Genomic DNA, 26,258 nt, shown 5'->3' on the forward strand with positions numbered 1-26,258 from the left:
CCAGGTCCGCTCCCACGAATGTTCTGTTCTAGTCGCGCTTGTGCGCGACGTCCGCCATGCGCTGGGCGTCGGCGAGGATGCCGTGGAGGATGCGCAGCTCACGCAGTTCCGGCCGCGCGCGAAGGAAGAGCTTGCGCAGCTTGAGCATGATCGTGGTCGGCGAGCGGCCCTTGTGGAACTCGATGTCGTCGAGCGTCCTGCCGAGGTGTTCGAAGAAACGTTCGAGTTGCTCGGCGTCCGCCGGGACCTCGTCCGGGTCCGCCTCGGCGACGACGGGCACCTGTTCCTCCGCCAGCAGCGCGGTGCGCAGCTCGTACGCCACCACCTGCACGGCCTGCGAAAGGTTCAGCGAGCTGAAGTCGTCGACGCTCGGGATCCGGACCATGGCATGGCAGCGCGACAGCTCGTCGTTCTCCAGTCCGGTCCGCTCGTTGCCGAAGACCAGAGCCACCTGCTCACCGCGGCGCGCGGCGGCGATGGCCTGCGCCGCGCCCTCGCGCGGGTCGAGCTCCGGCAGGTTCACCCCGCGGCGGCGGGCGGAGAGGCCGAGCGCGAACGTGGTCCCGGCGAGGCCGGCCACGAGGTCGTCGTGGATCGCCGCGCCGGCCAGCACGTCGTCCGCGCCCGCCGCGAGTGCCGTCGCCTCGGGATCGGGGAAGCGATGCGGGGCGACCAGGGTCATCCGGTCGAAGCCCATCGTGCGGATGGCGCGCGCCGCCGAACCGATGTTCCCCGAGTGCGAGGTGCGGACGAGGACGAAGCGGAGGCGGTCGTGGAGCTCGGAAAGGGCCATGGGCGGACGGGACTGGCGACGGGACCGGAAAGTCTACAACGGCAATGACTTGGGCGAGAGGCGGCGCGGTGTTAAACTTCCCGGCCGATGCGGCACGACCGCCTCCCCCGTTCTTTTGCCAAGCCGATCCCCATGCCAAGACCCGCCGTCAACGTCGCGGCGCGCGCCGCGCGCTCCGCAGGAAACATCATCCTGCGTTACATGAATCGCATCGAAGGCCTCACGGTCGTCGAGAAGCAGCGGATGGACTTCGCCTCCGAGGTCGATCGCCTCGCCGAAGCCGAGATCGTCAAGGAACTCCGCCGCGCCTATCCCACCCATGCCATCGTCGGTGAGGAATCCGGCCAGATCGGCAAGGGTCCGCTCACCTGGGTGATCGATCCGCTCGACGGAACCCACAACTACCTGCGCGGCATTCCGCACTTCTGCGTGTCCATCGCGCTGGTCGAGAAGGGCGAGCCGGTCTATGGCGTGGTGTTCGATCCCCTGCGCGACGAACTCTTCACCGCCAGCAAGGGCGACGGCGCGTACCTCAACGATCGCCGCATCCGCGTGAGCAAGCGCGAGGGCCTTTCCGGCGCGCTGATCGCCACCGGTTATCCGTACCGCGCGCGCAACCACCTCGAGGCCCAGCTGGCCATGACGGCCGAGCTGCTGAAGGAAGCCGAGGACATCCGTCGCATGGGTTCGGCCGCGCTCGACCTCGCCTATGTCGCCGCGGGCCGCGTCGACGGGTTCTTCGAGCCGGGCCTCAACGTGTGGGACATCGCCGCGGGCGCCCTCCTCGTCCGCGAGGCCGGTGGCGTCTACGGCGATTTCGCCGGCCGCGAAGGCCTGCCCGAGAACGGCAACATCATCGCCGCGAACCACAAGGTCGCGGCCGCCATGACGCAGGTCATCGGCGCGAACGCGACCGCACGCCTGCTGCAGGCGTAAGCGTCAGGTCACGACACCACGGCTGATGCGAGTCAGCCGTGGCCATCGCGAAGCAGGTTGCGCAGGAACGGCACGGTGACGCGCCGCTGCGCGGCGAGCGAGGCGCGGTCCAGCGTGTCGAGCAGATCGAGCAGCGTGCCGAGGTCGCGCGCGTGGTGGGCGAAGAGCCAGTCGAGCACGACGTCGTCGAGTTCGATGCCACGCGCGCCGGCCTGTTCGCGCAGCACGTCACGCCGCTCGGCATCGCCCAGCGGCTTGAGCACCGCCTGCGTCAGCGAACCGAGCCGCGAGCGGAGATCGGGCAACGCGATGTCCAGCGACACGGGTGCACCGGAAGCCGAGAACAGCAGCGTGCAGCCTTCAGCGCGGTAGCGATTGAAGGTGTCGAACAGCGCGTGCTCGGCGTCGGCTTCGCCGGCGATCGAGTCGATGTCGTCGATCGCCAGCACGTCGCTTCCGGCCATGCCGCGGACCGCCGCCGCGCGCGAGCCGCGCAATCCCGCCAGCGGCAGGTACTGGGCCGTCCGGCCGGCGTCGATCGCCGCCTGGCATGCGGCGATGAGAAGATGCGTGCGTCCACTGCCGACCGGGCCGGCCACGAACACCCATGGCGCCGCGGCATCCTCGGCGGCCGCGCGCAGCGCGTCGACGGCCGCGGCGTTCTCGCCCGGATGGAAATGCTCGAACCGCTGGCGGCGGGGCCAGCGCAGCGCGAGGGGAAGCTGTGTCGTCATGGGACGCGGTCGTCGGGCAGCACCGGACGCGTACCGCCCGTGCCGACGTGCACCTCGATGTCGACCTCCACGGGTATCGCATCGTCGTCGACGACGCCCGTCGGCGTGCCGGTGTAGAGGTCGCTCTCGCGATACCGGGTGAAGACGTAGCGCAGCAGCACGACCACGACCGAGGCGGCCGGCAGCGCCAGCAGCACGCCGAGGAAACCGAACAGGTGACCGCCCGCCAGGACGGCGAAGATCACGGCCACCGGATGCAGGCCGATCTTGCCGCCGACGAGGCGCGGCACCAGCACGTAGCCTTCCAGCAGCTGCCCGACGGTGAAGACGACCGCGACGAGGATCACGTGCATCCAGTCGCCGTACTGCACGAGCGCGGCGATCAGCGCGGCGACGAAGCCGATCATGAAGCCGAGGTACGGGACGAAGCTGAGCAGGCCGGCCACCATGCCGATCAGCGGACCGATCGAGATGCCGACCAGCGTGAGGCCGAGGCCGTAGAAGACGCCCAGCGCCAGCATGACCAGCAGCTGGCCGCGGACGAAGGCGCCGAGCACCTGGTCCGACTCGCGCGACAGGCGCACCACCGTCGGTTCGATGGAACGCGGCAGCAGGCGCTGGATGTGCGCGATCATCGTGTCCCAGTCGCGCAGAAGGTAGAACGCGACCACGGGGATCAGGACGGCGTTCGTCAGCCAGGTGACGATGCCCATGCCCGACTGCGTGACCTTGGCGACCGTCTTCGCGGCGATGCTGCCGACCGAGCCGATGTGTTCCTTGACGGTGGCGAGCAGGCGGTCCGTGTCGAACACGTTCGGATCGAGGCGCAGGCGCGTCTGGATCCAGGGCAGCGCGGTGTTGCGCACCCAGTCGACGTAGCGCGGCAGGTTTTCCGAAAGGCTTTCGAACTGGTGCTGGATCAGCGGGATAAGCAGCAGGACCACGCCGATGAAGACCAGCGTGATCACGGTGAACACGATGCTCACCGCCCAGGTCCGGCCCATGCCCAGGCGCTGCAGGCGGTCGGCCAGCGGATCGCCCAGGTAGGCCAGCATCGCGGCGAGCGCGAACGGCATCAGGACCGGCGCAAGCAGCCAGATCACGAAGATGATGACGGCGGCGATCGCGAGCATCTGCCAGCGGCGCGAGGTGTCGTGAGTCATGCGAGTCCAGTTTCGGCGTGAAGGCCCGCGCCCATGGTCCCTGTGCGCGGGTGATGCGATTGTCGCGGATCGCCCCCCGTTTGGGCGAATCGAGCGGGATCAGGGCACCCAGCGGACCGCCAGGTCGGCGCCGTCGTGGCCGTCGGCGGCAAGGATATGGCCGCCGGACGCATAGCCTGCGACCAGTCGCGCCAGCGGCGCGTTGGCGCTGACCGCGAGCAGGACGCCGTCGGCCGTGGCGCCGACCGGAGCCACGGTCTTCACGGCCGGGTCGTTGCCGAAGGTCGAGAGGAGACCCGCGTAGTCGGCCGCCGAGCGCAGGCCGGACACCCAGACCTTGCCACTGGAACTGCCGCCCTGGGTCGCCGCGAACTGGCGGTCGAGCTTGTCGGCCATGGCGTTGGCGCCATTGGTCAGCAGGGCCGCGCGGGCCTCGCCGCTGTCCTTCCAGCTGGTGGTCTTGCCGGCCGAGACGAGCGTCCAGTCGGTCTGGTCGTCGCCGATGCGGCCGACGAGGATGACACCGGTGTTGTACTGACGGGCGACGGTGGCCACCGCGCCGGGGTCGCCGCTGGCGAGCGCGTTCGCGTCCGGCGCATGGCCGTCCTTCGGCACGACGATCGTGTAACCGCGCGAATCGGCCATCTGGGCGAGCGGCGAGAGATCCTGCTGCCCGAGCAGCTTGCCCGCCGCGTCGCGGGCGACGACCAGCACCGGCGCCTTGGGCGCGGCGGCCGCGGCGTCGCCGACGGCCAGCACCCGGCGGATGGCACCCGGGTCGAACACGATGTCGAGGCTGAGCGGCGCGCCGTTGGCACCGTTGGTGCGCGCGTACTGGTATTGCTGGACGAGGCCGCCGGGCTGCTTCATCGCATCCGCGTAACCGGGCTTGCCGCGCGGGTCCGCGCCGTTCGAGGCCCGGGCCAGCACCTGGGTCAGGCCCGTGGCGAACGCCTGATCGCGCACGGCGGCGCTGGTGTCCGCGACCGGTACCGTCACCGTATAGATGGATGTCTGCGCGATGGCGGTGCCGAGGCTGGCCATCACGAGGAGCATCAGGGAGGCGATGAGGCGGAATGGGCGCATGGGTTCGGCGTCGCTTTCGTCAAGAGGGGCAGTCTGCCCAAACCTTGCCATGGCGTCCATCCAGACCGCGTGCAGGACGGGCCCGCGGGCCGCTTGCTGCTATCATGCGCGGTTTCCAATACGCGCCGGTACCGCTTATGTCCTCCGACCAGGGCTCCCTCACCTACCGCGACGCTGGCGTCGACATCGATGCCGGCAATGCCCTCGTCGAGCGCATCAAGCCGCTGGTCAAGCGGACGTTCCGGCCCGAGGTGATGGGTGGACTGGGCGGCTTCGGCGGCCTGTTCGACCTTTCCGGCCGTTACAGGGAGCCGGTGCTGGTCTCCGGCACGGACGGCGTGGGCACCAAGCTCAAGCTCGCCCAGCAGCTGGGCCGGCACGACACGATCGGCATCGACCTGGTCGGCATGTGCGTCAACGACGTGCTCGTGCAGGGCGCCGAACCGCTCTTCTTCCTCGATTACTTCGCGACCGGCAAGCTCGACGTCGACACCGCCGCGGCGGTCGTCGGCGGCATCGCGCGCGGCTGCGAGCTGGCGGGCTGCGCCCTGATCGGCGGCGAGACCGCCGAGATGCCGGACATGTATCCGCCGGGCGAGTACGACCTGGCCGGCTTCACCGTCGGCGCGGTCGAGAAGTCCGCGATGAACGACGGCTCGTCGATCGTCGCCGGCGACGTCATCCTCGGCGTCGCGTCCTCGGGTCCGCATTCGAACGGCTACTCGCTGATCCGTCGCATCCTCGAGCGCGCCGGTTCGCCGCTGGAGACCGAGGTCGGTGGCGTGAAGCTGGTCGACGCGCTGATGGCTCCGACGACGATCTACGTGCAGCCGATGCTCGAACTGATCGGCAAGGTCGACGTCCACGGCATGGCCCACATCACCGGTGGTGGCCTCACCGAGAACATCATCCGCGTCGTGCCCGAGGGCCTCGGCCTGGCGATCGACGCGTCGAGCTGGGAACTGCCGCCCGTGTTCCAGTGGCTGCAGCGCGAAGGCAACGTCGCCCGCGAGGAGATGTGGCGTACGTTCAACTGCGGCATCGGCTTCACGGTGCTGCTGGCGCAGGACCAGGTCGAGGCCGCGAAGGCCGCGCTCGCCGCGCACGGCCTCGCCAGCTGGACGATCGGTTCCGTCGTCGCCGCCACGGGCGGCGAGCGCGTGCACATCGCCTGATCGCGGCCATGGATCGTCCGTTGCGCGTCGCCGCGCTCGCCTCCGGGCGAGGCAGCAACCTCGCCGCGCTCATCGCCGCGCGCGACGCCGGCCGGCTGCCGGTGGAATTCACCCTGGTCGGCGGCGACAAGGCGCAGGCCGGCGCGCTCGCGGTCGCCCGTGACGCGGGCATCCCCACCGTCGCGCTCTCGCCAAAGGATTACGCCACCCGCGCCGACTTCGACGCGGCGCTGTTCGGCCGGGTCGCCGACAGCGGCGCCGATCTCCTCGTGCTGGCCGGCTACATGCGCATCGTCGACGCGGCCGTCGTCGCCGCGTGGGAAGGCCGTGCGATCAACGTGCATCCGTCGCTGCTGCCCAAGTACCGCGGGCTGCACACGCATCGTCGCTGCCTCGAGGCCGGCGACACCGAACACGGCGCCAGCGTGCATTTCGTCACCGCCGAACTGGACGGCGGACCGGTGGTGGCCCAGGCGCGCATCCCGGTCCACCCGGGCGACACCGAGGCCGATCTCGCGGAACGCCTGCTGGTCGAGGAACACCGGCTCCTGCCCGCCGTCGTCGCGGCCATCGCGTCGGGACGCCTGCGCTGGCACGGTGGCCCGGTGTTCGACGGGCAGGCGTTGACGTCTCCCCTGCGTCTCGCCGACCTGTGACGGCCTGAGGGTCGCGCCCTACGTTCCGTTCAGCCGCCGTCGCTAAACTCGACGGCATGAAGACCACTACCCTGCTTCGCGCCGGCTTCGCGCTGGCCCTCGCCCTGCCCGCCGCCGCCTTCGCCGCGAGCGTGCCGCAGGCCTTCACGGCCACCTACAACGTGCTCCAGGGCGGCAGCCCGCTCGGCACCGCGACGATCCAGCTCAAGCCCACCGGCAACGGCCAGTTCGAATACACGAACCAGAGCAAGGGCACGGCGGGCATCGCGGCGATGCTCGGCGCCAGCGTGTCGGAGACCTCGCGCTTCAGCTGGGCCGGCAACGTGCCGCAGCTGGTCAGCTATAGGTACGACATGCAGGCGATCAAGCCGAAGACGCGCGAGGTCACCGTCCAGGGCGCCACGGTGCAGGTCCAGGACAACAAGAAGAGCTACAGCTACGCGTCGGTGCCGGGCATGGTCGATCGCAACACGCTTCCGCTCGCGCTGGGCGTGGCGCTCGGAGCCGGACAGAAGGACGTCACGCTGCCTGTCGCGGTGAAGCAGGCGGTGGAGAACCAGCAGTTCAGGGCGGCGGCGAACGAGCAGGTCAAGGTCGAAGCCGGCACCTTCAACGCGGTCCGCGTCGACCGCGTGGACGAGAAGCGCGGCTTCACCGCCTGGTATGTTCCGAAGAAGTACCCGGTGCCCGTGAAGCTGGCCCAGACCGACGGCGGCGACCTGACGCTGGAACTCGTGAGCTACAGCGGGAAGTAAGCGGCGCGGTTCTGCGACAGGCCCCAAAAAAAAGCCCGCGCGAGCGGGCTTTTTTTCGTCTCAGCTCGGCAGGCGCCGGATGATCGCGCCGAGGACGCCGAGTTTTTCCTCGATGTTCTCGTAGCCGCGATCGATGTGGTACACGCGATCGACGGTGGTATCGCCTTCGGCGACGAGGCCCGCGAGCACCAGGCACGCGGACGCGCGCAGGTCGGTCGCCATGATCGGTGCGCCGCTCATCTTCGGCACGCCGGTGATGATGGCGGTATTGCCCTCGAGGCGGATGTCGGCACCCAGGCGCTGCAGTTCCAGCGCGTGCATGAAGCGGTTCTCGAAGACCGTCTCGGTGATCACGCCGACGCCTTCGGCGACGCAGTTGAGCGCCGTGAACTGCGCCTGCATGTCGGTCGGGAACGCCGGGTACGGCGCGGTGACGAGATTCACCGCCTTCGGACGGCGACCCTGCATGTCCAGCTCGATCCAGTCCGGACCGGTGCTGATGTGCGCGCCGGATTCCTCGAGCTTCTGCAGCACGGCGTCCATGGTGTTCGCGCGGGCGCCGCGGGCGCGGACCTTGCCGCCCGTCATCGCGGCGCCGACGAGGAACGTGCCGGTCTCGATGCGGTCGGGCAGCACTTCGTAATGCGCGCCGTGCAGGCGCTCGACGCCCTCGACGATCAGCGTGGACGTGCCGATGCCGTCGATCTTCGCGCCCATCGCGATCAGGCAATGCGCGAGGTCGACGACCTCGGGCTCCTGCGCGGCGTTCTCGATGATCGTGGTGCCTTCCGCCAGCGTGGCGGCCATCAGGATGTTCTCGGTACCGGTGACGGTGACCATGTCCATCACGATCCGCGCACCCTTCAGCCGGCCGGAGCGCGCCTTGATGAAGCCGTTCTCCACGGTGATCTCGGCGCCGAGCGCCTGCAGGCCGCGGATGTGCTGATCGACGGGACGCGAGCCGATGGCGCAGCCGCCGGGCAGCGACACTTCGGCCTTGCCGTGGCGCGCGACCAGCGGGCCGAGCACGAGGATCGAGGCGCGCATGGTGCGCACCAGGTCGTACGGCGCGACGCAGGAATTCTCCGGGCGCGGGTCGATGTGCATCTTCATGCGGTCGTCGAGGACGACGCGGACGCCCATGCGACCGAGGAGTTCGATGAAGGTGGTGACGTCGTGCAGGTGCGGCACGTTGCCGATGCTGACCGGTTCGTCGGCGAGCAGGCAGGACGCGAGGATCGGGAGCACGGCGTTCTTGGCGCCGGAAATGCTCACCTCACCGTGGAGCGGCTGGCCGCCGCTGATAAGGATCTTGGCCATGGAAGGGGTGCCTTGGAAGGAATGACGGAGCGAGGAGTCCCCGGCGCGCGTGTTCAGCGGCGACCGGCGGCTTCTTCGGGAGTGAGGGTCTTGAGGCCAAGGGCGTGGATGGCGCCGCCCATGAGGTCGCCGAGCGTCGCGTAGACGAGGCGGTGGCGGGCGAGCGGCAGCTTGCCGGCGAACTGTTCCGAGATCACTTCCGCTTCGAAGTGGACGCCGTCGTCGCCGCGAACGTCCGCCTGCGCGCCGGGAAGGCCGGCTTCGATCAATGCCTGGATGCGCGCAGCGTCCATGGAGTCTCCGGTAAGGGGGTCGCGGCGGGGGCGGGGTTCCGAAACGGTCCCTGAATCACCCGTCGATGCCAGCGACGATAAAATGAGAATATGTAATGGTAATGGAAATCCGGTGTCGCAGAAATGGACATCCCGGGTGACCAGGGACAGCCCCCGCCCGGAACCGAGCTCGCATGAACGCACGCACAGCCCCGCCCGCCAGCCTCGTGAATGCCGATACCGTCATCCGCAGCGCGCGCACCGTCATCAAGACGGAGGCCGCGGCCATCCGGGCACTCGAAGCGCGGGTCGACGCCGCCTTCGTCCAGGCCTGCCAGATGATCCTGGCCTGCAAGGGCCGCGTGGTGGTGTCCGGCATGGGCAAGTCGGGCCACATCGCGCGGAAGATCGCCGCCACGCTGGCGTCGACGGGCACGCCGTCGTTCTTCGTCCATCCGGGGGAAGCCAGCCACGGCGACCTCGGCATGATCCAGCCGGACGACCTCCTGCTCGGAATCTCCTATTCCGGCGAGACGGACGAACTCCTTTACATCCTGCCGGCGATCAAGCGCCAGGGCATCGCCCTGATCTCGATCACGGGCAATCCGAAGTCGTCGCTGGCCACGCAGGCCGATCTCAACCTCGACGCCAACGTGGCCTCCGAGGCCTGCCCGCACGGTCTCGCACCCACCGCGAGCACGACGGCCGCCCTGGTGATGGGCGACGCCCTGGCGGTGGCGCTGCTGGAAGCGCGCGGTTTCACCTCCGACGACTTCGCGCGCTCGCATCCGGCCGGCAGCCTGGGCCGCCGCCTCCTGCTGCACATTTCCGACGTCATGCATTCGGGGGACGACGTTCCCCGCGTGCGCCTCGGCGCCACGCTGAGCGAGGCCCTGGTCGAGATGTCGCGCAAGCGCCTGGGCATGACCGCCGTGGTGGACGAGGACGACCGCCTCCTTGGCGTGTTCACCGACGGCGACCTTCGCCGCGCGCTCGACGACGATGGCGTCGACCTGCGCAGCGCCTCGGTGGCCCAGCTGATGACCCGCGGCCCGAAGACCATCGGCTCGGACAAGCTGGCCGTCGAGGCCGCGCAGCTGATGGAGAAGCACCAGATCAACGCGCTGCTGGTCGTCGATGCGGAGGGCCGCGCCGTCGGCGCCCTGAACATCCACGACCTGCTCCGGGCCCGCGTCGTCTGACGACGGGCATCCAGGCGTTCCCCACGCGCCTCCTCGTCCCCACATAGCGAACCATGGCCTACACCCACTACACCGAGATTCCCGCCGACGTCGCCGAGCGCGCGGCGCGCGTGCGCGTGGTCGTCTTCGACGTCGACGGCACGCTGACCGACGGGCGCCTCTGGTACGGCGAAGACGGCCGCGAGACCAAGGTCTTCCACGTCCACGACGGCCTTGGCCTGAAGGCGCTGGAGCGCAACGGCGTGAAGGTCGCGATCATCACGGCACGCATCAGCCACCCCGTCTCCCTGCGCGCCGAGGAACTCGGCATCGCCCACGTCTACCAGGGCCAGAAAGACAAGCGCGCCTGCCTGACCGGCCTGCTGGACGCCCTGCAGCTCGCGCCCGAGCAGGCCGCGTTCGTGGGCGACGACCTCCCCGACCTGCCCGCCATGGGCATCGCCGGCCTGGCCGTGGCCACCGCCAACGCCCATCCCTGGGTGGCCGAACGCGCCCACTGGCGCACGCGGCTGACGGGCGGCTACGGCGCGGCGCGCGAGGTATCCGACCTGATCCTCGCGGCGCAGGGCAAGGCGGAAGCCGAGCGGGACCGCTGGCTGTGAGCGTGCTGAATTTCTTCCGCGACCGCAGCGCGACGGGCGTGGCGGGCATGCTCGCCGTGGCGCTGGGCGCGAGCGTGCTCCTCTACTACGCCACGGCGCCCGAGAAGAAGGTGCAGGATTTCGTGGGGCCGCCGCGATCGGGCTACGTGCTCACCAACTTCAACCTCGACTCGTTCAACGAGGAGGGCAAGGCGGCCTTCACGCTGACCGCCCCGCATCTCGAGCGCCGCGAAGGCGACGAGTCGCTGTACATCAACGCGCCGGATTTCGTGCTGCCCTCGACCAACGAGACCAACGCACCGCCCTGGACCGGCCACTCGCAGTACGGCTGGGTCAACAAGGACGGCAGCATGCTCAAGCTGCAGGGCAAGGTGCACATGGACCGCGTCGCCTTCGGCACGACGCCCCCCGCCAGCATCGACACCTCCGAGGTCAGCGCCTGGCCGAAGGAGAATCGCCTGGAGACGGCCGAGGCGGCCCGTATCGTTCAGGGAACCTCTACAATGGATGGCGTTGGCATGCGCGCCAATCTCGACAGCAAGCACCTGGAGCTCCTCGATGCAGTCCACAGCACGTATCAGCCGCGCAAGCGCTAAGGCCCTTCTCGTCGTGCTGGGCGCCGGGATGCTGGCCGCCCTGCCCGTCGCGGCGAAGCAGTCCGACCGCAACGCCGTGGTCGACATCAACGCCAAGTCCTTCGACGGCAAGCAGCAGCCGCAGGGCATCGTCATCTACACGGGCAACGTGATCATCACGCAGGGCACGCTCAAGGTGACGGGCGCCAAGGCCACCGTGTACCTCAACGACGACAACTCCGTGAAGCGCGTCATCGTCGACGGCGGCCCCGCGACCATGCAGCAGCAGGACGACGACGGCAACTGGATGCACGGCCGCGCCAACAACGTCGATTACAAGGTCGAAGAGGACTACGCGGTGCTTACCGGCAACGCGCACATCGACCAGCCGGTCAAGGGCACCGCCGATGGCGACAAGCTCACGTACAACACGAAGGACAGCACGATGACGGGCGAAAGCAATAGCGGCGCCCCCGTGCACATGACCTTCCAGCCCAAGAACACCACGCCCGCGGCCGCACCCGCGAAGCCCGCGGCGTCCGACACGAAGAAGCCCTGACCCATGCTTTCAGCCCAAGGCCTGCAGAAGCGCTTCCGCGCACGCCAGGTAGTCCGCGATTTCGCCTTCTCCATCCGCGAAGGCGAGGTGGTCGGCCTGCTCGGCCCGAACGGCGCCGGCAAGACGACCTGCTTCTACATGGTGGTGGGCCTGATCCAGGCCGACGCCGGCCAGATCAAGCTCGACCAGCAGGACATCACCGGCCTGCCCATGCACGCCCGCGCGAAGCTCGGCATCGGCTACCTGCCGCAGGAGGCCTCGGTGTTCCGTCGACTCAGCGTCGCCGACAACATCCTGGCCGTGCTCGAGCTGCGCGACGGCATGACGCAGAAGCAGCGGGAAGACGAGCTGGAAAGCCTGCTCGACGAACTGAAGATCTCGCATATCGCCGAGCAGAAGGGCATCAGTCTCTCCGGCGGCGAGCGGCGTCGCGTCGAAATCGCCCGCGCGCTGGCCGCCCGCCCGCGCTACATGCTGCTCGACGAACCCTTCGCGGGCGTCGACCCGATCTCGGTGGGCGAGATCCAGCGCATCGTGCGCCATCTCAAGGAGCGCGGCATCGGCGTGCTCATCACGGACCATAACGTCCGCGAAACACTCGGCATCTGCGACCGCGCGTACATCCTCAACGACGGCGAAGTGCTCTCCCGCGGTACGCCCCAGCACATCCTCGCGGACGAAAAGGTCCGGGAAGTGTATCTGGGACGTGAGTTCCGGATCTGACGCCCCGCCCTACCCCACCTTGGGAATAGCTCGCCGAGGCGCTGGTTTGCGGGGGCCAACAGGGGTTAGGATGGATCGGGAACCCCACGCGTCGCAGGCATGAAACCCGGACTTCAGTTTCGCCTCAACCAGCAGCTCACGCTGACACCTCAGCTGCAGCAGGCCATCCGCCTGCTCCAGCTGTCGCAGCTGGAGCTCGAGGCCGAACTCCGCCAGATCGCGGAAAGCAACCCGTTGCTGGAGTTCGCCGAAGATGCCGAATCCGAGGCGGACGCGGCCGACGACGAGGGCTTCGAGGCCGCCGATTACACGCCGCCCCGCGACGAGGTCCCGAAGAAGGCCTCCAAGGACGACGACGAATCCACCGCGGCGCCTTCCGAAGAGCTCGCGCCGGACTGGGACGACGACCGTTTCCACGGCGAGGCCGGTGACTATGCCGGCGCCCCGTCGCGCGCCGGCGGTCTCGACGAAGACGGCTTCGAACCGCAGAACGCCGCCCCGGAGAGCCTGCAGCAACACCTGGAGTGGCAGCTCAACCTCTCGCAGTTCTCGCCACGCGACCACGCCATCGCGACCGCGATCATCCATGCGCTCGACGAAGACGGCTACCTGCGCGACGGCGTGGAAGCGGTGGAAGCCGCCCTGCCCGCGGAGCTCGGCGCACGTGCCGCCGAGATCGAAACCGTGCGCCAGCGCGTGCAACGTTTCGATCCCACGGGCATCGCCAGCCTCGACCTGCGCGACTGCCTCGACTGCCAGCTTTCGCAGTTCTCCCTCGACACGCCGCATCGCGAGCTCGCGATCCGCATCGTCAACGAAGAACTGGAACTGCTCGCGCGCAACGACCGCACGAAGATCGCCCGCAAGCTCAAGGCGCCCGAGGCCGACGTCGCCGCGGCGGCGAACCTCATCCGCAGCCTCGATCCCAGGCCCGGCGCGGCGCTCGACGCCACGCCCGTCGAGTACGTCGCGCCCGACGTCTACGCGCGCCGCGAGAACGGCCGCTGGCAGGTCAGCCTGAATCCCGACGCCCAGCCGCGGCTCGGCCTCAACCAGCACTACTGCAACCTCATCGCCCGCGCGCGCGGCGACGACGCCACGTGGATGAAGGGCCAGCTTCAGGAAGCCCGCTGGCTGCTGAAGAGCCTGCAGTCGCGCGCCGAGACGCTGCAGAAGGTGGCCGACGTGATCGTGCGCCGGCAGAGCGCCTTCCTCGACTACGGCCCCGAAGCGATGCATCCGCTGGTGCTGCGCGAAGTGGCCGAGGAAGTCGGGATGCACGAATCGACCATATCCCGCGTGACCACGCGCAAGTACATGCATACGCCGCGCGGCACGTTCGAACTCAAGCATTTCTTTTCCAGCGGCGTGGCGACGGAAGACGGCGGCAGCGCGTCCGCCACCGCCATCCAGGCCATGCTGCGCAAACTGATCACGGCGGAAGACGCGCGCCGACCCCTTTCGGACCAGGCGCTCGCGGAGGAACTCCATCGACGCGGCATTCAGGTCGCCCGACGTACGGTAGCCAAGTACCGGGAAGCGATGCGTATACCCAGTTCCAGCGAACGTGTCCGCGCCCATTGACGGTGACCGGGAACCTCGGCACAGGAGAACGGTCCCAACGTTTCAAGGCTCGAGGAACGGCACCGTGTCGTTCCGATCTCGTCGCCGAACGGCGGCACCCTCAGCAAGTAGGAGGCGTCAATGCAAATCCAGATCAGCGGCCAGCACATCCAGATCACCCCCGCCCTGCGTGAGCGCGTGGAACAGCAGATCGGTCGCTTCGAACGCCTTTTCGACAACATCAAGGCCCTCGACGTGGTGCTTTCCGTCGACAAGAACGAGCACAAGGCGAGCGGCACGCTCCATTGCGCCGGCACGCGGCTTCACGCCGACGGCCTTGCCCGGCTCGACGACGACAAGAAAGGCGACACCCTCTACAACGCGATCGACGCCATGATCGCCAAGCTCGCCGACCAGCTGAAGAAGCACAAGGAAAAGCTGAAGGATCACCACAACGCCGAGGTCCGCGAGGCCCGCGCGGCCACCTGACGCGGTCCCATGGCGGCGCCCGCCGCCCTCCGGACCGCCCCTTGATGGCACAATAGGCGCAAGCCGGCACGCCCCGCGTGCCGGCTTTTTTCCTTCTAGGGACCCATTCCGTGGACCGGCTGACCGCCAGACAACTCTTCGACGGCGTACACGAGCGCATGGCCCTGCGCTGGGCGGCGGGCATGCGCGGCGAAGCGCGCGTGCTCGAACCCAACGCCAAGCAGAGCCGGCGACCCTCCCTGGTCGGCTACCTCAACGTGATCTACCCGAACAAGGTCCAGATCATCGGCACCGAGGAGCTGAACTACCTCGACGGCCTGGACTCCCGGCAGCGCTGGGAAGCCATCCACAAGATCGCCGCCTACCAGCCGGCCGCGCTGATCGTCACGAAAGACCAGTCGATTCCCCCCGACCTGCGCGAGGTCGCCGAGGAAACCGATACGCCGCTGTGGCAGAGCACCAAGCGCGGGCATGAACTGCTCACCTACCTGCAGTACCACCTGGCCCGCACGCTCGCGCCGCGCACGACGCTGCACGGCGTGTTCCTCGAGGTGTTCTCCATCGGCGTGCTGATCACCGGCGATCCGGGGTCCGGCAAGAGCGAGCTCGCGCTGGAACTGATCAGCCGAGGCCATCGACTCGTCGCGGACGACGCCACCGAGTTCACGCTGATCGCGCCTGACGTCATCGACGGCGCGTGCCCGGAACTGCTGCAGGACCTGCTCGAAGTGCGTGGCCTCGGCGTGCTGAACATCCGCGAGATGTTCGGTCACACCGCGGTCAAGCCCTCCAAGTACCTTCGGCTCGTCGTCCACCTGAAGCCCATGCGCGAAGGCGAGGAGAACGACGCCATGACGCGCCTCACCGGCGACGTCAGCCGCCGTAACGTGCTCGATGTCGACGTGCCGATGATCACGATTCCGGTCGCGCCCGGACGCAACCTCGCCGTCCTCGTCGAGGCCGCCGTGCGCAACCATGTGCTGAAGAGCAAGGGCATCGATCCCGCCCAGACCTTCATCGACCGCCAGGCGCACCAGATGCGCCGGTTCTCCCCGTGGTGACCCGAGTGACCGACGAACTCATCAGCCCCATCGTCGACCCCGACGGCATCCACCTCGTCGTGCTCACCGGCATGTCCGGCGGCGGCAAGACCGTGGCGCTGCGCGCACTGGAAGACCTCGAGTTCTACTGCGTCGACAACATGCCGGCGGAACTCATCCCGCAGCTCGTCGCCGCGGTGAGCCAGGGCGAGCACGGCCCCCGCCGCCGCATCGCGGTCGGCGTCGACGTGCGCAACCGCCGGGTCGACCTCTCGCGCATGCCGCACGTGCTGTCCGAGCTGTCGTCGGCCGGCGTGCACGTGCACCTGATCTTCCTCGACAGCCGCGACGACGTCCTGATCAAGCGCTACTCCGAAACCCGCCGGCGGCACCCGCTCGCGGCGGAGAAGCTCTCGCTGGCCGACTCCATCGCCCAGGAACGCAAGCTGCTGCGGCCGCTGGTCTCGATCGCCGAGAAGGTCATCGACTCCTCCGACCTCAACGTCCACCAGCTGCGCCGCCTGTTCGCCACGGGCTACGCGGCCGCGTCGGACGGCACCACGCTGCTGTTCGAATCGTTCGCCTACCGTCGCGGCCTGCCCTCCGACGCCGACTTCGTCTTCGACGCCCGCTGCCTGCCCAATCCGCACTGGGAGCCGCGGCTCCGGCCCTTCTCGGGCAAGGATCTGCCGGTGCGCGAGTTCCTCGACGCGAACCCGCTGGTGGGCGAGTACTACGCCGATGTCGCCCGCTGGCTGGACACCTGGCTGCCCCGCTTCGAAGGCGAGGACCGCAGCTACGTCACCGTCTCGATCGGCTGCACCGGAGGCCGGCACCGGTCGGTCTACCTGGTGGAGAAGCTCGCCCAGCACTACCGCTCGCAGCGCGGCAACGTCCTGACCTTCCATCGCGAGCTCGAGTGACCGATGATCATCCCCAAGCCACAACGAGTATCCGGGCGATGACCGTCGGTGTTCTCCTCATGACCCACGAAGCCGTCGGCAAGGCGCTGATTTCGGCCGCGCGCCACGTGATGCCGAAGCTGCCGCTGGACGTCGACGCCGTCGAGGTGCCGCCCAGCGCCGACCCCGACGTCATGCGCATGCTTACCGCGAAACACGCCCGCGAGCTCGATCACGGCGAGGGCGTGCTGGTGCTCGCCGACCTCTACGGTGCCACGCCCTGCAACATCGGCCTCTCGCTCAGCGAGCTCGGCGTGCACCTGCGCTGCGTCTCGGGGCTGAACCTGCCGATGCTGCTGCGCGTTCTCAACTACTCGGAAAAATCGCTGTCCGAACTGGCCGAGATCGCGGCCAGCGGCGGGCGCGGAGGGATATTCATCGACCATGCTTGAACGGGAAATCACGGTATCCAACCGGCTCGGCCTGCACGCGCGCGCGTCGGCCAAGCTCGTCCAGCTGGTCGCGAGTTTCAAATCCACGGTGTGGCTCCTCAGCAAGGGCCGCGAGGTGAACGCCCAGAGCATCATGGGCGTCATGATGCTCGCCGCTGGCATGGGCACGTCGCTCACGATCCGCGCCGAGGGCGCGGACGAAGAAGCCGCGATCGCGGCCGTGGCCGATCTGTTCGACCGCAAGTTCGACGAAGGCGCCTGACGCATGACGCATCCGCACGGCATGAGGCATCCATGAGAATCGTGCTGACCGGCACGCCGGCTTCCCGGGGCATGGCCCTCGGGCGGGCGCGACTGGTCCAGCCTAGCCTCCTGGCGGTCGACACGCGGATGCTCGAGGACGACGAGATCGGTCCCGAGATCGAGCGCCTGCACAAGGCGATCGACACGGCGCGCACCGAACTCCACGAGCTGCGCGGCAAGCTGCACGGCGCCCTCGCCCGCGAGGTCGGCGACTTCATCGACGCGCACAGCCTCCTGCTAGACGACGAGGAACTGCTCCGCGGCCTCGACGAACTGGTCTCCATCGGCCACTACACCGCCAGCGCGGCGCTGAAGATGCAGCGCGATCGCCTCGCGGCCGTGTTCGACGCCATGAACGACCCGTACCTGAAGAGCCGCGGCGAGGACATCGACCAGGTCATCGGCCGCGTCATGTCGGCGCTCAACCAGCAGTCGAGCCGCGAGGAACGCAAGCTCGCGGCTCGCGTCGGGGAAATCATCGTCAGCGACACCGTCGCGCCCGCCGACATGGCCGGCATGGCCGGCCAGGGCATGCTCGGCGTCATCGCCAGCGCCGGCAGCATCTACTCGCACAGCGCGATCCTCGCGCGCAGCTTCAACCTGCCGATGCTCGTCGGCACGCGCGATGCGCTCGCCACGATCAACGACGACGACCTGGTCCTCATCGACGCCGAGCACGGCGAGGTCATCGTCCACCCGACCGCGCAGGACCTCGCGCGCTACCGGCAGTGGCAGCGCCAGGCGGCCGCCGAGGGCCGGCGCCTCGCCGCGCTGGCCACCGCGCCGACGCTCACGCGCGACGGCGCGCATATCCGCCTTTACGCCAACGCCGAACTGGCGGGCGACGTCACGCTGGCTCGCGCACGCGGCGCCGATGGCGTGGGTCTGTATCGCTCGGAGTTCCTGTTCCTCCGTCAGCGCGGCTTGCCTTCGGAAGACGAGCAGTTCGCCGCCTACCGCGACGTCGTGCTCGGCATGGGCGGCCTGCCGGTGACCATCCGCACGCTCGACCTCGGCGCCGACAAGGCCGACGCCGCGGGTCTCGCGATCCGTGGCGAGGACAACCCCGCGCTCGGTGTGCGTGGCGTCCGCCTCTCGATGCGCTACCCGGACATCTTCAGCGTGCAGTTGCGCGCGATCCTGCGCGCCGCCTGTTACGGACCCGTGCGGATCCTCGTTCCGATGATCACGCACGTCGGCGAACTCATCCAGGTGCGCTCGCTGATCAAGAAGGCGCGCGAAGACCTCACGCAGCGTGGCCAGGAACTGCCCGAACGTCTGGAGATCGGCGCCATGATCGAGGTGCCCGCCGCGGCGATCGGCGTCACCTCCATCCTGAGCAAGGCCGACTTCCTCGCCATCGGCACGAACGACCTCGCCCAGTATGTGCTCGCCGCCGACCGCAACAACGATGCGCTCGACGGCATCTACGATCCGCTGCAGCCCGCGTTCCTGCGCCTCATCGCCCACGTGATCGCGAGCGCCCGACGCGCGAAGAAGGCGGTCAGCCTTTGCGGCGAGATCGCCGGCGACACGCAGTTCACCGCCCTCCTCCTCGCCATGGGCCTGGAGGAATTCAGCATGCACCCCGGACAACTCCTGCAGGTCCGCGACCGCCTCACCAAGCTCGACTGCACGGCGCTGCGCCGCGCGGCGCCCAGGCTGTTCCGTGCGCATACGCGCGATGAAGTCGAGGCACGGTTGCTCGAGGTGGTCGCCGAGCAGACGGACTGCCCGTAGCCGCGTCGGGCAGGGCTTCGCCCTCGCAGGAGCCTCGAAGTTGGGTGGGAGCCGATGGTATCGGCGATCCCGCGGCAGCGGGCAACCTCGCGACATGATCGGCACCCCTCACCGTCATCCCGGTGCAAACCGGGATCCACGGCGAGGCGATCGGTTTTCGCGATACGGTTCCAACACACGTAGTCGCACCGTGCCGCGCACATCGATGCGGCCCCCCACGCCCGCACCGGAAACCGAGGCGGTGGGCCCCGGCGTGCGCCGGGGCGACGGTGAGGGCTTTTCACGAAGCTTCGGCCCCCCTCACCGTCATCCCGGTGCAAACCGGGATCCACGGCGAGGCGATCGGTTTAGGCGGTACGGTTCCAACACGCGGAGTCGCACCCTGCCACGCACATCGATGCGGCGCCCACGCTCGGTCCGCAAACCGAGGCGGTGGGCCCCGGCGTGCGCCGGGGCGACGGTGAGGACTTTTCGCGAAGCTTCGGCCCCCCTCACCGTCATCCCGGTGCAAACCGGGATCCACGGCGAGGCGATCGGTTTTCGCGGTACGGTTCCAGGGCGAGTGACCGCGCCGTGCCGCGCATATCGATGCAGCGCCGACGCTTCGAAGCAGGGGTGGGAGCCGATCGTATCGGCGATCCCGCGGCAGCGGGCACACTCGCGACACGATCGGCCCCCCTCACCGTCGTCCCGGTGCAAACCGGGATCCACGGCGATGCGATCGGTTTTCGCGGTACGGTTCCAACACGCGGAGTCGCACCCTGCCACGCACATCGATGCGGCGCCCACGCTCGGTCCGCAAACCGAGGCGGTGGGCCCCGGCGTGCGCCGGGGCGACGGTGAGGACTTTTCGCGAAGCTTCGGCCCCCCTCAGCGTCATCCCGGTGCAAACCGGGATCCACGGCGAGGCGGTCGGTTTTGCCGCGCAGTCTCAACGTTCCTACCGGAAACCGAGTCGGTGGACCCCGGCGTGCGCCGGGGTGACGGTGATCTCACGAAAAAAAAGGGCCGCGATCGCTCGCGGCCCTCTCTGTTACTTTGCTGCCTCGATCAGGCGGCGCGTACCGCGGCCATCTTCTCCGCGTTGCTCACCACGTTCGCCCGCAGCTCCTCGCTGTCGAAGTCGTCGACCGAGATGAACTCGGCGACGCCGTCGCGGACGCGCTGGAGCAGGTCGCGTTCCGCGGCAGTGATCGCACCGAGCTTCTCGGCTTCCGCGAGCTGCTCGTTGTAGGTGTGCGAGGTCAGCTGGCCGCCCTTGAACGCCTTGAGGAACTTGCGCTCGACCGGCTCGGCGGCGATCACGTCGGGCAGGATCGCGTTCATGCGGCCGACGGTGTTGTTCGCCGTGGGCGTCATGTACGTCCAGCTCGTCAGGCGGTCGCGGGCTTCGCTGGGCGCGGTGATCAGCGCGGCGACGCGGCGGCCCAGGCGATCCGACGGCGGCACTTCGCGACGGCCGAACGGGAACACCAGGGCGCGCAGCAGCCAGGCGACCGGGCGTACCGGGAAGTTACGGATCACGCCATCCAGCGCCATCTGCATCTTCCACACGCACTCGTGGAACGCCCAGGCGAGCAGCGGACGATCCGCTTCCGGACGACCGGTGTCCTCGTAGCGCTTGAGCATCGCGCTGGCGATGTACAGGTACGACAGCGTGTCGCCGAGGCGGGCCGACAGCTTTTCCTTGAACTTCAGCTTGCCGCCGAGCACGCCCATCGAGACGTCGGCGCACAGCGCGAGCGCGGCCGAGTAACGATTGAGCTTGCGGTAATAGCGACGCGTGTAGGCGTCACCGGCGGTATCGCCGATCTTCGCGGCGGTGAGGCCCAGCACGAAGCTGCGCACCGCGTTGGAGAAGCCGAAGCCGATGTGGCCGAACAGCGCCTTGTCGAACGTCTTGAGGCGCTCGCGGTAGTCGGCGATGTTCAGCGCCTGCATTTCCTTCAGCACGTAAGGATGGCAGCGGATCGCACCCTGGCCGAAGATCATCAGGCTGCGGGTCATGATGTTCGCGCCTTCCACCGTGATGGCGATCGGCACGCTCTGCCAGCCGCGGCCCATGTAGTTCTTGGGACCGAGGATCACGCCCTTGCCGCCGTGGACGTCCATCGCGTCGGACGCGATCTGGCGGCACCATTCCGTGGCGTGGTACTTGGCGATCGCCGACGGCACCGCCGGCTTCTCGCCGCGGTCCACCGCCGCGGCGGTGGCGCGCGACAGCGCCTGCGTGGCGTACGTCAGGCCGCCGATGCGGGCGAGCGCTTCCTCCACGCCTTCGAAGCGGCCGATGGCCAGGCCGAACTGCTTGCGCATGCGCGCATAGGCACCGGTGGCGGCGACCGCCATGCGCGACGCGCCGGTGGCATTGGACGGCAGCGAGATCGCGCGGCCGACCGAGAGGCACTCGACCAGCATGCGCCAGCCCTGGCCGGCCATGTGCGGACCGCCGATCAGCACGGACAACGGAACGAACATGTCCTTCGCATGCACCGGGCCGTTCTGGAACGGCGTGTTGAGCGGGAAGTGACGACGGCCGATCTGCATCCCCGGCGTTTCGCGCGGGAGCAGCGCGAGCGTGATGCCGAGGTCTTCCTTGTCGCCCAGCAGCTTGTCCGGGTCGTACATGCGGAACGCGAGACCGACGATCGTCGCGACCGGCGCGAGCGTGATGTAGCGCTTGTCGAACGTCAGGCGGATACCGACGGTTTCCTCGCCGTTCCACATGCCCTTGGTGACGATGCCGAAATCGGGAATCGACGTGGCGTCCGAGCCGGCGTAGGGGCCGGTGAGCGCGAAGCACGGGATCTCGCGACCGTCGGCGAGGCGCGGCAGGTAGTGGTTCTTCTGCTCGTCGGAGCCGTAGTGCATGAGCAGTTCGCCCGGTCCGAGCGAGTTCGGCACGGCGACCGTGGATGCAAGCGTCTGCGACATGCTCGAGAGCTTCTGCAGCACGGCGGAATGCGCCAGCGCCGAGAAGCCGAGACCGCCGTAGCTCTTCGGGATGATCATGCCGAAGAACTTGTTCTTCTTGATGAACTCCCAGACGTTGGGCGGCAGGTCCGCCAGTTCATGCGTGATCTGCCAGTCGTCGATCATGCCGCAGAGCTCTTCGACGGGGCCGTCGAGGAAGGCCTGCTCTTCGACCGAGAGCTCCGGCTTCGGCTGGCGCAGCAGCACCGACCAGTTCGGCTTGCCCGAGAACAGCTCGCCCTCGAAACCGACCGTGCCGGCCTCGAGCGCCGTCTGCTCGGTGTCCGACAGCTTCGGCGTCACCTTGGCGAACATCGACAGCAGCGGGGCGCTGATCTTCTTCCGGCGGAAGTCGACCATCAGGAGCGGCACCGCGACGATCGCCAGAAGGATCAGCAGGACGACGGTGGTCACCGGCGCGCCGGCGAGGAGGCCCACGACGAGGATCGTCGCCGCCGTCGCGATGGCCCACGTCTTCAGGGACGTGCGGTGGTAGGCGCAGGCACCGGAGGCGATGAGCGCCGCCAGTACAACCAGGATCGCAGACATGGGTATCACCTCTTACTGTGGTTCATTGCGGTCGTTGAAGGTGGAGCGGTGGATCAGAGCGTTTCCATGAAGCTGGCGATCTCGCGCGTGAACGCGTCGTTCGCGTCGCCCGCCACCATGTGGGTGGCGTCGTTCAGTGCCACGTGACGCGCGTGCGGCACGAGGCGGAGGAATTCGTCGACGGTGTGACTGGAGACGACGTCGCTGCGCGTTCCCGAGAGCAGCAGCACCGGCACCCGCACGCGCGCGGCGGCCGCGAACAGCCGCGGCTGGTAGCGCTCGCTTTCCTGCACCACCCCGTCGAGGAGTGCGGGATCCCAGTGCCAGCGCAGCCGGCCATCGGAAGCCTGGCGCAGCAGCGGCTTCAGCTGCGCCTCGGTTTTCCGTTCACGACGATGCGGAAGGTAAGCCTCGATCGCGGAGGCGGCCTCCTCGTAGTCGGCGAAACCGTCGGGATGGGCGCGCATGAAACCGAGGATACGTTCGACGCCGGCGGTTTCCCACCGGGGCGTGATGTCGACCAGGATCAGCGCCGAGAACGGCGGACGCGCCGGATCGGACTCACCGGCGGCGACGAGGCCGAGCAGGCCGCCCATCGACGCGCCGACCAGCACCGGCGCGCGTCCGCCGGCCGGCGTGGCGTCGTGCGCCACGAGCAGCAGATCGGCCACGAACTGTTCCATGTGGTAATCGCCGCGCGGCACGTGCTCGCTCTCGCCATGCCCGCGCGCATCGAACGTCGTGGCGTCGAAGCCCCGCGCGTTGAGCGACCGGGCGGCGCCCTGCCAGGCGTGACGCGTCTGGCCGAAACCGTGCGCGAAGACGAGGCCGGGCGAGCGTTCGCCCTGCCAGCGCTGGGTCGCGAGCACGATCCCGTCGTCGGCGACGAGCCGGTTGACCGAAGATGCGACGTGGGCGGGATTGGCTACCATACGGCCGAGTATGTAGCCCCGCCGGAGGCACGTCAATACGCCGGCGTACGGTCATGTAACGTGTTCGAAGTCAAGGTCTTATGCAGCATGCCGACGGCCGCCCCGATTGCAAACGGCGGCGTCTCCGCTACCATGCGTCGATGAACGACAGTTCCAAGACCGAACGGGTCCGCCTCTCCGCCGAAGACTGGGAAGACGGGGCGCTTGCCCTCATCGCCGAACAGGGCGTCGGCGCCCTCGCCGTCGAGGCCCTCGCGCGACGCCTCGGCGTCACGAAGGGCAGTTTCTATTGGCATTTCCGCACGCGCGAGGCCCTGCTCCAGGCGGCACTCGAGCGGTGGGAAGAGTACGGCGAGCGCGAGGTTCTTGCCGAAATCGAGCGCATTCCCGATCCCCTGAAGCGCTTTCCCGAGCTGTTCCGCCGGGTCGCCCACGAGATGCAGCCGCACCGCGTCTATGCGGCGCTGCTGAAGGCGCTTGACCACCCGCAGGTCGTGCCGGTCATGTCGCGCGTCTCGCAACGGCGCATGGACTTCCTCACCCGCCTCTACCAGGAGGCCGGGCTGGAGCCGGTAGTCGCGCTGCATCGCGCGCGCCTGACCTATGCCGCGTATGTCGGTTTCCTCCAGCTGAACTTCACCCTCGGGCTGCCGCGATTGAGCCACGACGAGTTCGACGCGTACGTCGAGCACATGATCGCCACGCTCACGCCCGCGAGGTCCAGCGAAGGATCCTGAACGGCGCGGCCGCTTTTGCTGCGCCGTGCCTTGCGCATACCAACAATCGCAAACTACTGTCTCCACTGACGTTTAACTGGAGACCACACAGGATGCGAGCGCACGGCAGTTCACTGGATGCATTGAACCGATGGGTCGACGAGGTCGCCCGGCTGACGGAGCCCGCCTCCATTCGCTGGTGCGACGGCTCGGATGCGGAGTACGCCGGACTCGTCGAGACGATGCTTGCCAGCGGCGACCTCCTTCCGCTCAACGCGGAAACGAACCCGCGCAGCTACCTGCACCGGTCGCACCCTTCCGACGTGGCGCGCGTCGAGCACCTCACCTTCGTCTGCACGCCGGACGAAGCCGATGCCGGCCCGAACAACCACTGGATGGCCCCGGCCGAGGCGCACGCGAAGATCGACGCCCTGTTCGCCGGTGCCATGCGCGGGCGGACGATGTACGTCATCCCGTACTGCATGGGACCGATCGACTCCCCGCTCGCCCGCTGCGGCGTCGAGATCACGGACAGCCCGTACGTCGTCGCCAACATGCGCATCATGACGCGCATGGGCGCCGCCGCCCTCGCGCGCATCGAGCGCGAAGGCCGCTTCGTGAAGGGCCTGCACTCCACGGGCGACCTCGATCCCGAGCGCCGCTTCATCATGCATTTCCCCGAGGAGCTCTCGATCAAGTCGATCGGCTCCGGCTACGGCGGCAACGCGCTGCTGGGCAAGAAGTGCCACGCGCTGCGCATCGCCAGCCACCAGGCGCGCCGCGAAGGCTGGCTCGCGGAACACATGCTCATCGTCGGCATCGAGAATCCGAAGGGCGAGAAGCACTACATCGCCGCCGCGTTCCCGTCGGCCTGCGGCAAGACCAATCTCGCGATGCTGATTCCCACCGAGGGCTACCGCAAGGCCGGCTGGAAGGTCTGGACGGTCGGCGACGACATCTGCTGGATGACGCCCGGCGACGACGGACGCCTGTGGGCGATCAACCCCGAGGCCGGCTACTTCGGCGTCGCCCCGGGCACGGGAGCCAACACGAACCCGACCGCCCTCGCGACGCTCGGCCACGATGCGATCTTCACCAACGTCGCCGTCACCGCCGACGGCCAGCCGTGGTGGGAAGGCCTCGGTGAGGGCGAGCCCGTCACGGACTGGCAGGGGCGCCCGTTCGACGCCGCCAACGGACCGGCCGCCCATCCGAATTCCCGCTTCACCGTCAGCGCGAAGCAGTGCCCGAGCTGGGCGCCCGAGTCGGAAGACGCCGCCGGCGTGCCCATCTCGGCGATCGTGTTCGGCGGCCGGCGTCCGTCCCTGGTGCCGCTCGTGTTCGAGGCGAAGGACTGGGCCCACGGCGTGCTCGTCGGGGCCGCCATGGGCTCGGAGACCACGGCCGCGGCCACGGGTGCGGTGGGCGTCCTGCGCCGCGACTCGATGGCGATGAAGCCGTTCTGCGGTTACAACTTCGCGGACTACTTCGCCCACTGGCTGTCGTTCGACAAGCCGGGCGCGAAGCTGCCACGCATCTTCCACGTCAACTGGTTCCGCAAGGACGCCGACGGTCGCTTCATGTGGCCGGGCTACGGCGAGAACCTCCGCGTGCTCGACTGGATGATCCAGCGCGTCGCGGGGCTGGCCACCGGGCATGAAACGCCCATCGGCACGGTGCCGGCGAAGGGCGAGCTCAACACCGAGGGCCTCGACGTCTCCCCCGCGACGCTCGACGAGCTGACGCGCGTCGACGTGGAAGGCTGGATCGAGGAGCTCAACGCCATCGGAACCTACCTCGACGGCTTCGGCGAGCGCATGCCGGAGCGGCTGAAGGCCGAGAGGCTGCGCGTGGGCAAGGCGCTCGAGGCGGCCCAGGAACGGCGCCCGGCACAGGTGGCCTGAGGCCATCTCCGTTCGCCGATACGATCGGCTCCCACCCCTTCGGTAGAAAGTTCGCTACCGGAGGGATGGGGCGGAACGCCGCGCCGTCCCTTAAACCGTTTCCCCCTTGCCCGCATCCAAGCTGGCAAGATGAACGCCCTATGC

The 26,258-nt window shown here is 68.6% G+C and carries 26 protein-coding genes; 18 read left to right on the forward strand and 8 right to left on the reverse strand.

What is annotated here, in order from left to right; translation table 11 throughout:
- Nucleotides 1–28: 28 nt before the first annotated feature.
- Nucleotides 29–793 carry an RNA methyltransferase gene (locus BMW54_RS10105; protein WP_090055083.1) on the reverse strand — a complete coding sequence of 255 codons (765 nt, stop codon included), beginning with the start codon at nucleotides 791–793 and terminating at the stop codon, nucleotides 29–31.
- A 132-nt stretch (nucleotides 794–925) separates the two neighbouring features.
- Here BMW54_RS10105 and BMW54_RS10110 point away from each other — a divergent pair, with 132 nt between their 5' ends.
- Nucleotides 926–1,729, forward strand: coding sequence for an inositol monophosphatase family protein (locus tag BMW54_RS10110; protein ID WP_090055084.1), 804 nt, complete (start codon nucleotides 926–928; stop codon nucleotides 1,727–1,729).
- Between the two features lie 32 nt (nucleotides 1,730–1,761).
- On the opposite strand, the gene hda is transcribed toward BMW54_RS10110, so the two are convergent.
- The 3 genes from hda to BMW54_RS10125 form a co-directional block, all read right to left on the reverse strand.
- Nucleotides 1,762–2,463, reverse strand: a complete 702-nt coding sequence (gene hda, locus BMW54_RS10115; protein WP_090055086.1) for a DnaA regulatory inactivator Hda — start codon at nucleotides 2,461–2,463, stop codon at nucleotides 1,762–1,764.
- Nucleotides 2,460–3,626, reverse strand: a complete 1,167-nt coding sequence (locus tag BMW54_RS10120) for an AI-2E family transporter (protein WP_090055087.1) — start codon at nucleotides 3,624–3,626, stop codon at nucleotides 2,460–2,462. The genes hda and BMW54_RS10120 overlap by 4 nt, the downstream gene beginning before the upstream one ends.
- Nucleotides 3,627–3,725: 99 nt before the next feature.
- Entirely contained in the window at nucleotides 3,726–4,712 is a 987-nt protein-coding gene (locus BMW54_RS10125) for a DUF2066 domain-containing protein (RefSeq protein ID WP_175472822.1), read from the reverse strand.
- 137 nt (nucleotides 4,713–4,849) lie between these two features.
- On the opposite strand from BMW54_RS10125, the gene purM reads away from it, so the two are divergent.
- From purM to BMW54_RS10140, 3 genes are read left to right on the forward strand one after another with little or no spacing between them, the layout of a single operon-like run.
- Nucleotides 4,850–5,887, forward strand: a complete 1,038-nt coding sequence (gene purM / locus BMW54_RS10130; RefSeq protein WP_090055090.1) for a phosphoribosylformylglycinamidine cyclo-ligase — start codon at nucleotides 4,850–4,852, stop codon at nucleotides 5,885–5,887.
- Nucleotides 5,888–5,895: 8 nt separating this feature from the next.
- Nucleotides 5,896–6,543 (forward strand): phosphoribosylglycinamide formyltransferase, encoded by a 648-nt coding sequence (gene purN / locus BMW54_RS10135; protein ID WP_090055092.1) that lies wholly within the window; start codon nucleotides 5,896–5,898, stop codon nucleotides 6,541–6,543.
- Nucleotides 6,544–6,599: 56 nt separating this feature from the next.
- Nucleotides 6,600–7,298, forward strand: a complete 699-nt coding sequence (locus BMW54_RS10140; protein WP_090055094.1) for a DUF3108 domain-containing protein — start codon at nucleotides 6,600–6,602, stop codon at nucleotides 7,296–7,298.
- A 60-nt stretch (nucleotides 7,299–7,358) separates the two neighbouring features.
- On the opposite strand, the gene murA is transcribed toward BMW54_RS10140, so the two are convergent.
- Both murA and BMW54_RS10150 read right to left on the reverse strand, forming a co-directional pair.
- Nucleotides 7,359–8,618 (reverse strand): UDP-N-acetylglucosamine 1-carboxyvinyltransferase, encoded by a 1,260-nt coding sequence (gene murA / locus BMW54_RS10145; protein ID WP_090055095.1) that lies wholly within the window; start codon nucleotides 8,616–8,618, stop codon nucleotides 7,359–7,361.
- A gap of 53 nt (nucleotides 8,619–8,671) precedes the next feature.
- The gene (locus BMW54_RS10150; protein ID WP_090055097.1) at nucleotides 8,672–8,911 is read right to left on the reverse strand and encodes a BolA family protein; all 240 of its coding nucleotides are present in this window, start codon (nucleotides 8,909–8,911) and stop codon (nucleotides 8,672–8,674) included.
- A gap of 173 nt (nucleotides 8,912–9,084) precedes the next feature.
- Between BMW54_RS10150 and BMW54_RS10155 the strand changes: the two genes are divergently transcribed.
- The 12 genes from BMW54_RS10155 to ptsP all read left to right on the forward strand — a co-directional run bounded on the left by BMW54_RS10155 (nucleotide 9,085) and on the right by ptsP (nucleotide 19,040).
- Nucleotides 9,085–10,092 (forward strand): KpsF/GutQ family sugar-phosphate isomerase, encoded by a 1,008-nt coding sequence (locus BMW54_RS10155; RefSeq protein ID WP_090055099.1) that lies wholly within the window; start codon nucleotides 9,085–9,087, stop codon nucleotides 10,090–10,092.
- 53 nt (nucleotides 10,093–10,145) lie between these two features.
- Nucleotides 10,146–10,694, forward strand: coding sequence for a KdsC family phosphatase (locus BMW54_RS10160; protein WP_090055100.1), 549 nt, complete (start codon nucleotides 10,146–10,148; stop codon nucleotides 10,692–10,694).
- Nucleotides 10,691–11,290 (forward strand): LPS export ABC transporter periplasmic protein LptC, encoded by a 600-nt coding sequence (lptC, locus tag BMW54_RS10165; RefSeq protein ID WP_254779192.1) that lies wholly within the window; start codon nucleotides 10,691–10,693, stop codon nucleotides 11,288–11,290. The genes BMW54_RS10160 and lptC overlap by 4 nt, the downstream gene beginning before the upstream one ends.
- Nucleotides 11,253–11,828 (forward strand): lipopolysaccharide transport periplasmic protein LptA, encoded by a 576-nt coding sequence (gene lptA, locus BMW54_RS10170; RefSeq protein ID WP_090055102.1) that lies wholly within the window; start codon nucleotides 11,253–11,255, stop codon nucleotides 11,826–11,828. Before lptC ends, lptA begins: the two co-directional genes overlap by 38 nt.
- Nucleotides 11,829–11,831: 3 nt before the next feature.
- The gene (gene lptB / locus BMW54_RS10175; protein WP_090055103.1) at nucleotides 11,832–12,551 is read left to right on the forward strand and encodes an LPS export ABC transporter ATP-binding protein; all 720 of its coding nucleotides are present in this window, start codon (nucleotides 11,832–11,834) and stop codon (nucleotides 12,549–12,551) included.
- A gap of 99 nt (nucleotides 12,552–12,650) precedes the next feature.
- Nucleotides 12,651–14,135: an RNA polymerase factor sigma-54 gene (locus tag BMW54_RS10180; RefSeq protein WP_090055105.1), complete on the forward strand. Its 1,485-nt coding sequence runs from the start codon at nucleotides 12,651–12,653 to the stop codon at nucleotides 14,133–14,135.
- Between the two features lie 120 nt (nucleotides 14,136–14,255).
- On the forward strand, nucleotides 14,256–14,603 hold the full coding sequence (gene raiA, locus BMW54_RS10185; protein ID WP_090055108.1) for a ribosome hibernation-promoting factor, HPF/YfiA family: 348 nt from the start codon (nucleotides 14,256–14,258) through the stop codon (nucleotides 14,601–14,603).
- 110 nt (nucleotides 14,604–14,713) lie between these two features.
- Entirely contained in the window at nucleotides 14,714–15,664 is a 951-nt protein-coding gene (gene hprK, locus BMW54_RS10190) for an HPr(Ser) kinase/phosphatase (protein WP_090055109.1), read from the forward strand.
- A 5-nt stretch (nucleotides 15,665–15,669) separates the two neighbouring features.
- Nucleotides 15,670–16,566, forward strand: a complete 897-nt coding sequence (rapZ, locus tag BMW54_RS10195) for an RNase adapter RapZ (protein ID WP_255364612.1) — start codon at nucleotides 15,670–15,672, stop codon at nucleotides 16,564–16,566.
- A 38-nt stretch (nucleotides 16,567–16,604) separates the two neighbouring features.
- The gene (locus BMW54_RS10200) at nucleotides 16,605–16,997 is read left to right on the forward strand and encodes a PTS sugar transporter subunit IIA (RefSeq protein WP_090055111.1); all 393 of its coding nucleotides are present in this window, start codon (nucleotides 16,605–16,607) and stop codon (nucleotides 16,995–16,997) included.
- Nucleotides 16,990–17,259 carry an HPr family phosphocarrier protein gene (locus BMW54_RS10205; RefSeq protein WP_090055112.1) on the forward strand — a complete coding sequence of 90 codons (270 nt, stop codon included), beginning with the start codon at nucleotides 16,990–16,992 and terminating at the stop codon, nucleotides 17,257–17,259. The genes BMW54_RS10200 and BMW54_RS10205 overlap by 8 nt, the downstream gene beginning before the upstream one ends.
- Before the next feature lie 32 nt (nucleotides 17,260–17,291).
- Nucleotides 17,292–19,040, forward strand: a complete 1,749-nt coding sequence (gene ptsP, locus BMW54_RS10210) for a phosphoenolpyruvate--protein phosphotransferase (protein ID WP_090055114.1) — start codon at nucleotides 17,292–17,294, stop codon at nucleotides 19,038–19,040.
- Nucleotides 19,041–20,090: 1,050 nt separating this feature from the next.
- Here ptsP and BMW54_RS10215 read toward each other — a convergent pair.
- Both BMW54_RS10215 and BMW54_RS10220 read right to left on the reverse strand, forming a co-directional pair.
- Complete coding sequence (locus tag BMW54_RS10215; RefSeq protein WP_090055116.1) at nucleotides 20,091–22,562, reverse strand: acyl-CoA dehydrogenase; 2,472 nt, start codon at nucleotides 22,560–22,562, stop codon at nucleotides 20,091–20,093.
- A 53-nt stretch (nucleotides 22,563–22,615) separates the two neighbouring features.
- Nucleotides 22,616–23,494, reverse strand: coding sequence for an alpha/beta hydrolase (locus tag BMW54_RS10220; RefSeq protein ID WP_090055118.1), 879 nt, complete (start codon nucleotides 23,492–23,494; stop codon nucleotides 22,616–22,618).
- 140 nt (nucleotides 23,495–23,634) lie between these two features.
- Here BMW54_RS10220 and BMW54_RS10225 point away from each other — a divergent pair, with 140 nt between their 5' ends.
- Nucleotides 23,635–24,231 carry a TetR/AcrR family transcriptional regulator gene (locus BMW54_RS10225; RefSeq protein WP_090055905.1) on the forward strand — a complete coding sequence of 199 codons (597 nt, stop codon included), beginning with the start codon at nucleotides 23,635–23,637 and terminating at the stop codon, nucleotides 24,229–24,231.
- A gap of 92 nt (nucleotides 24,232–24,323) precedes the next feature.
- The gene (locus BMW54_RS10230; RefSeq protein ID WP_090055120.1) at nucleotides 24,324–26,114 is read left to right on the forward strand and encodes a phosphoenolpyruvate carboxykinase (GTP); all 1,791 of its coding nucleotides are present in this window, start codon (nucleotides 24,324–24,326) and stop codon (nucleotides 26,112–26,114) included.
- Nucleotides 26,115–26,258 lie beyond the last annotated feature (144 nt).

This window comes from Luteibacter sp. 329MFSha, from assembly GCF_900111665.1.
Lineage (GTDB): Bacteria > Pseudomonadota > Gammaproteobacteria > Xanthomonadales > Rhodanobacteraceae > Luteibacter.

Excerpts from the sequence above, each read along its gene's own strand:
- BMW54_RS10230 (WP_090055120.1), top strand. The coding sequence starts at position 24,324 with ATGCGAGCGCACGGCAGTTCACTGGATGCATTGAACCGATGGGTCGAC.
- BMW54_RS10110 (WP_090055084.1), top strand. The coding sequence starts at position 926 with ATGCCAAGACCCGCCGTCAACGTCGCGGCGCGCGCCGCGCGCTCCGCA.
- BMW54_RS10155 (WP_090055099.1), top strand. The coding sequence starts at position 9,085 with ATGAACGCACGCACAGCCCCGCCCGCCAGCCTCGTGAATGCCGATACC.
- BMW54_RS10205 (WP_090055112.1), top strand. The coding sequence starts at position 16,990 with ATGCTTGAACGGGAAATCACGGTATCCAACCGGCTCGGCCTGCACGCG.
- BMW54_RS10215 (WP_090055116.1), bottom strand. The coding sequence starts at position 22,562 with ATGTCTGCGATCCTGGTTGTACTGGCGGCGCTCATCGCCTCCGGTGCC.
- BMW54_RS10225 (WP_090055905.1), top strand. The coding sequence starts at position 23,635 with ATGAACGACAGTTCCAAGACCGAACGGGTCCGCCTCTCCGCCGAAGAC.
- murA (WP_090055095.1), bottom strand. The coding sequence starts at position 8,618 with ATGGCCAAGATCCTTATCAGCGGCGGCCAGCCGCTCCACGGTGAGGTG.
- lptA (WP_090055102.1), top strand. The coding sequence starts at position 11,253 with ATGCAGTCCACAGCACGTATCAGCCGCGCAAGCGCTAAGGCCCTTCTC.
- lptB (WP_090055103.1), top strand. The coding sequence starts at position 11,832 with ATGCTTTCAGCCCAAGGCCTGCAGAAGCGCTTCCGCGCACGCCAGGTA.
- BMW54_RS10180 (WP_090055105.1), top strand. The coding sequence starts at position 12,651 with ATGAAACCCGGACTTCAGTTTCGCCTCAACCAGCAGCTCACGCTGACA.
- BMW54_RS10140 (WP_090055094.1), top strand. The coding sequence starts at position 6,600 with ATGAAGACCACTACCCTGCTTCGCGCCGGCTTCGCGCTGGCCCTCGCC.
- purN (WP_090055092.1), top strand. The coding sequence starts at position 5,896 with ATGGATCGTCCGTTGCGCGTCGCCGCGCTCGCCTCCGGGCGAGGCAGC.
- BMW54_RS10200 (WP_090055111.1), top strand. The coding sequence starts at position 16,605 with ATGACCGTCGGTGTTCTCCTCATGACCCACGAAGCCGTCGGCAAGGCG.
- purM (WP_090055090.1), top strand. The coding sequence starts at position 4,850 with ATGTCCTCCGACCAGGGCTCCCTCACCTACCGCGACGCTGGCGTCGAC.
- raiA (WP_090055108.1), top strand. The coding sequence starts at position 14,256 with ATGCAAATCCAGATCAGCGGCCAGCACATCCAGATCACCCCCGCCCTG.
- BMW54_RS10160 (WP_090055100.1), top strand. The coding sequence starts at position 10,146 with ATGGCCTACACCCACTACACCGAGATTCCCGCCGACGTCGCCGAGCGC.
- BMW54_RS10120 (WP_090055087.1), bottom strand. The coding sequence starts at position 3,626 with ATGACTCACGACACCTCGCGCCGCTGGCAGATGCTCGCGATCGCCGCC.
- ptsP (WP_090055114.1), top strand. The coding sequence starts at position 17,292 with ATGAGAATCGTGCTGACCGGCACGCCGGCTTCCCGGGGCATGGCCCTC.
- BMW54_RS10105 (WP_090055083.1), bottom strand. The coding sequence starts at position 793 with ATGGCCCTTTCCGAGCTCCACGACCGCCTCCGCTTCGTCCTCGTCCGC.
- BMW54_RS10150 (WP_090055097.1), bottom strand. The coding sequence starts at position 8,911 with ATGGACGCTGCGCGCATCCAGGCATTGATCGAAGCCGGCCTTCCCGGC.
- BMW54_RS10220 (WP_090055118.1), bottom strand. The coding sequence starts at position 23,494 with ATGGTAGCCAATCCCGCCCACGTCGCATCTTCGGTCAACCGGCTCGTC.
- hda (WP_090055086.1), bottom strand. The coding sequence starts at position 2,463 with ATGACGACACAGCTTCCCCTCGCGCTGCGCTGGCCCCGCCGCCAGCGG.
- BMW54_RS10125 (WP_175472822.1), bottom strand. The coding sequence starts at position 4,712 with ATGCGCCCATTCCGCCTCATCGCCTCCCTGATGCTCCTCGTGATGGCC.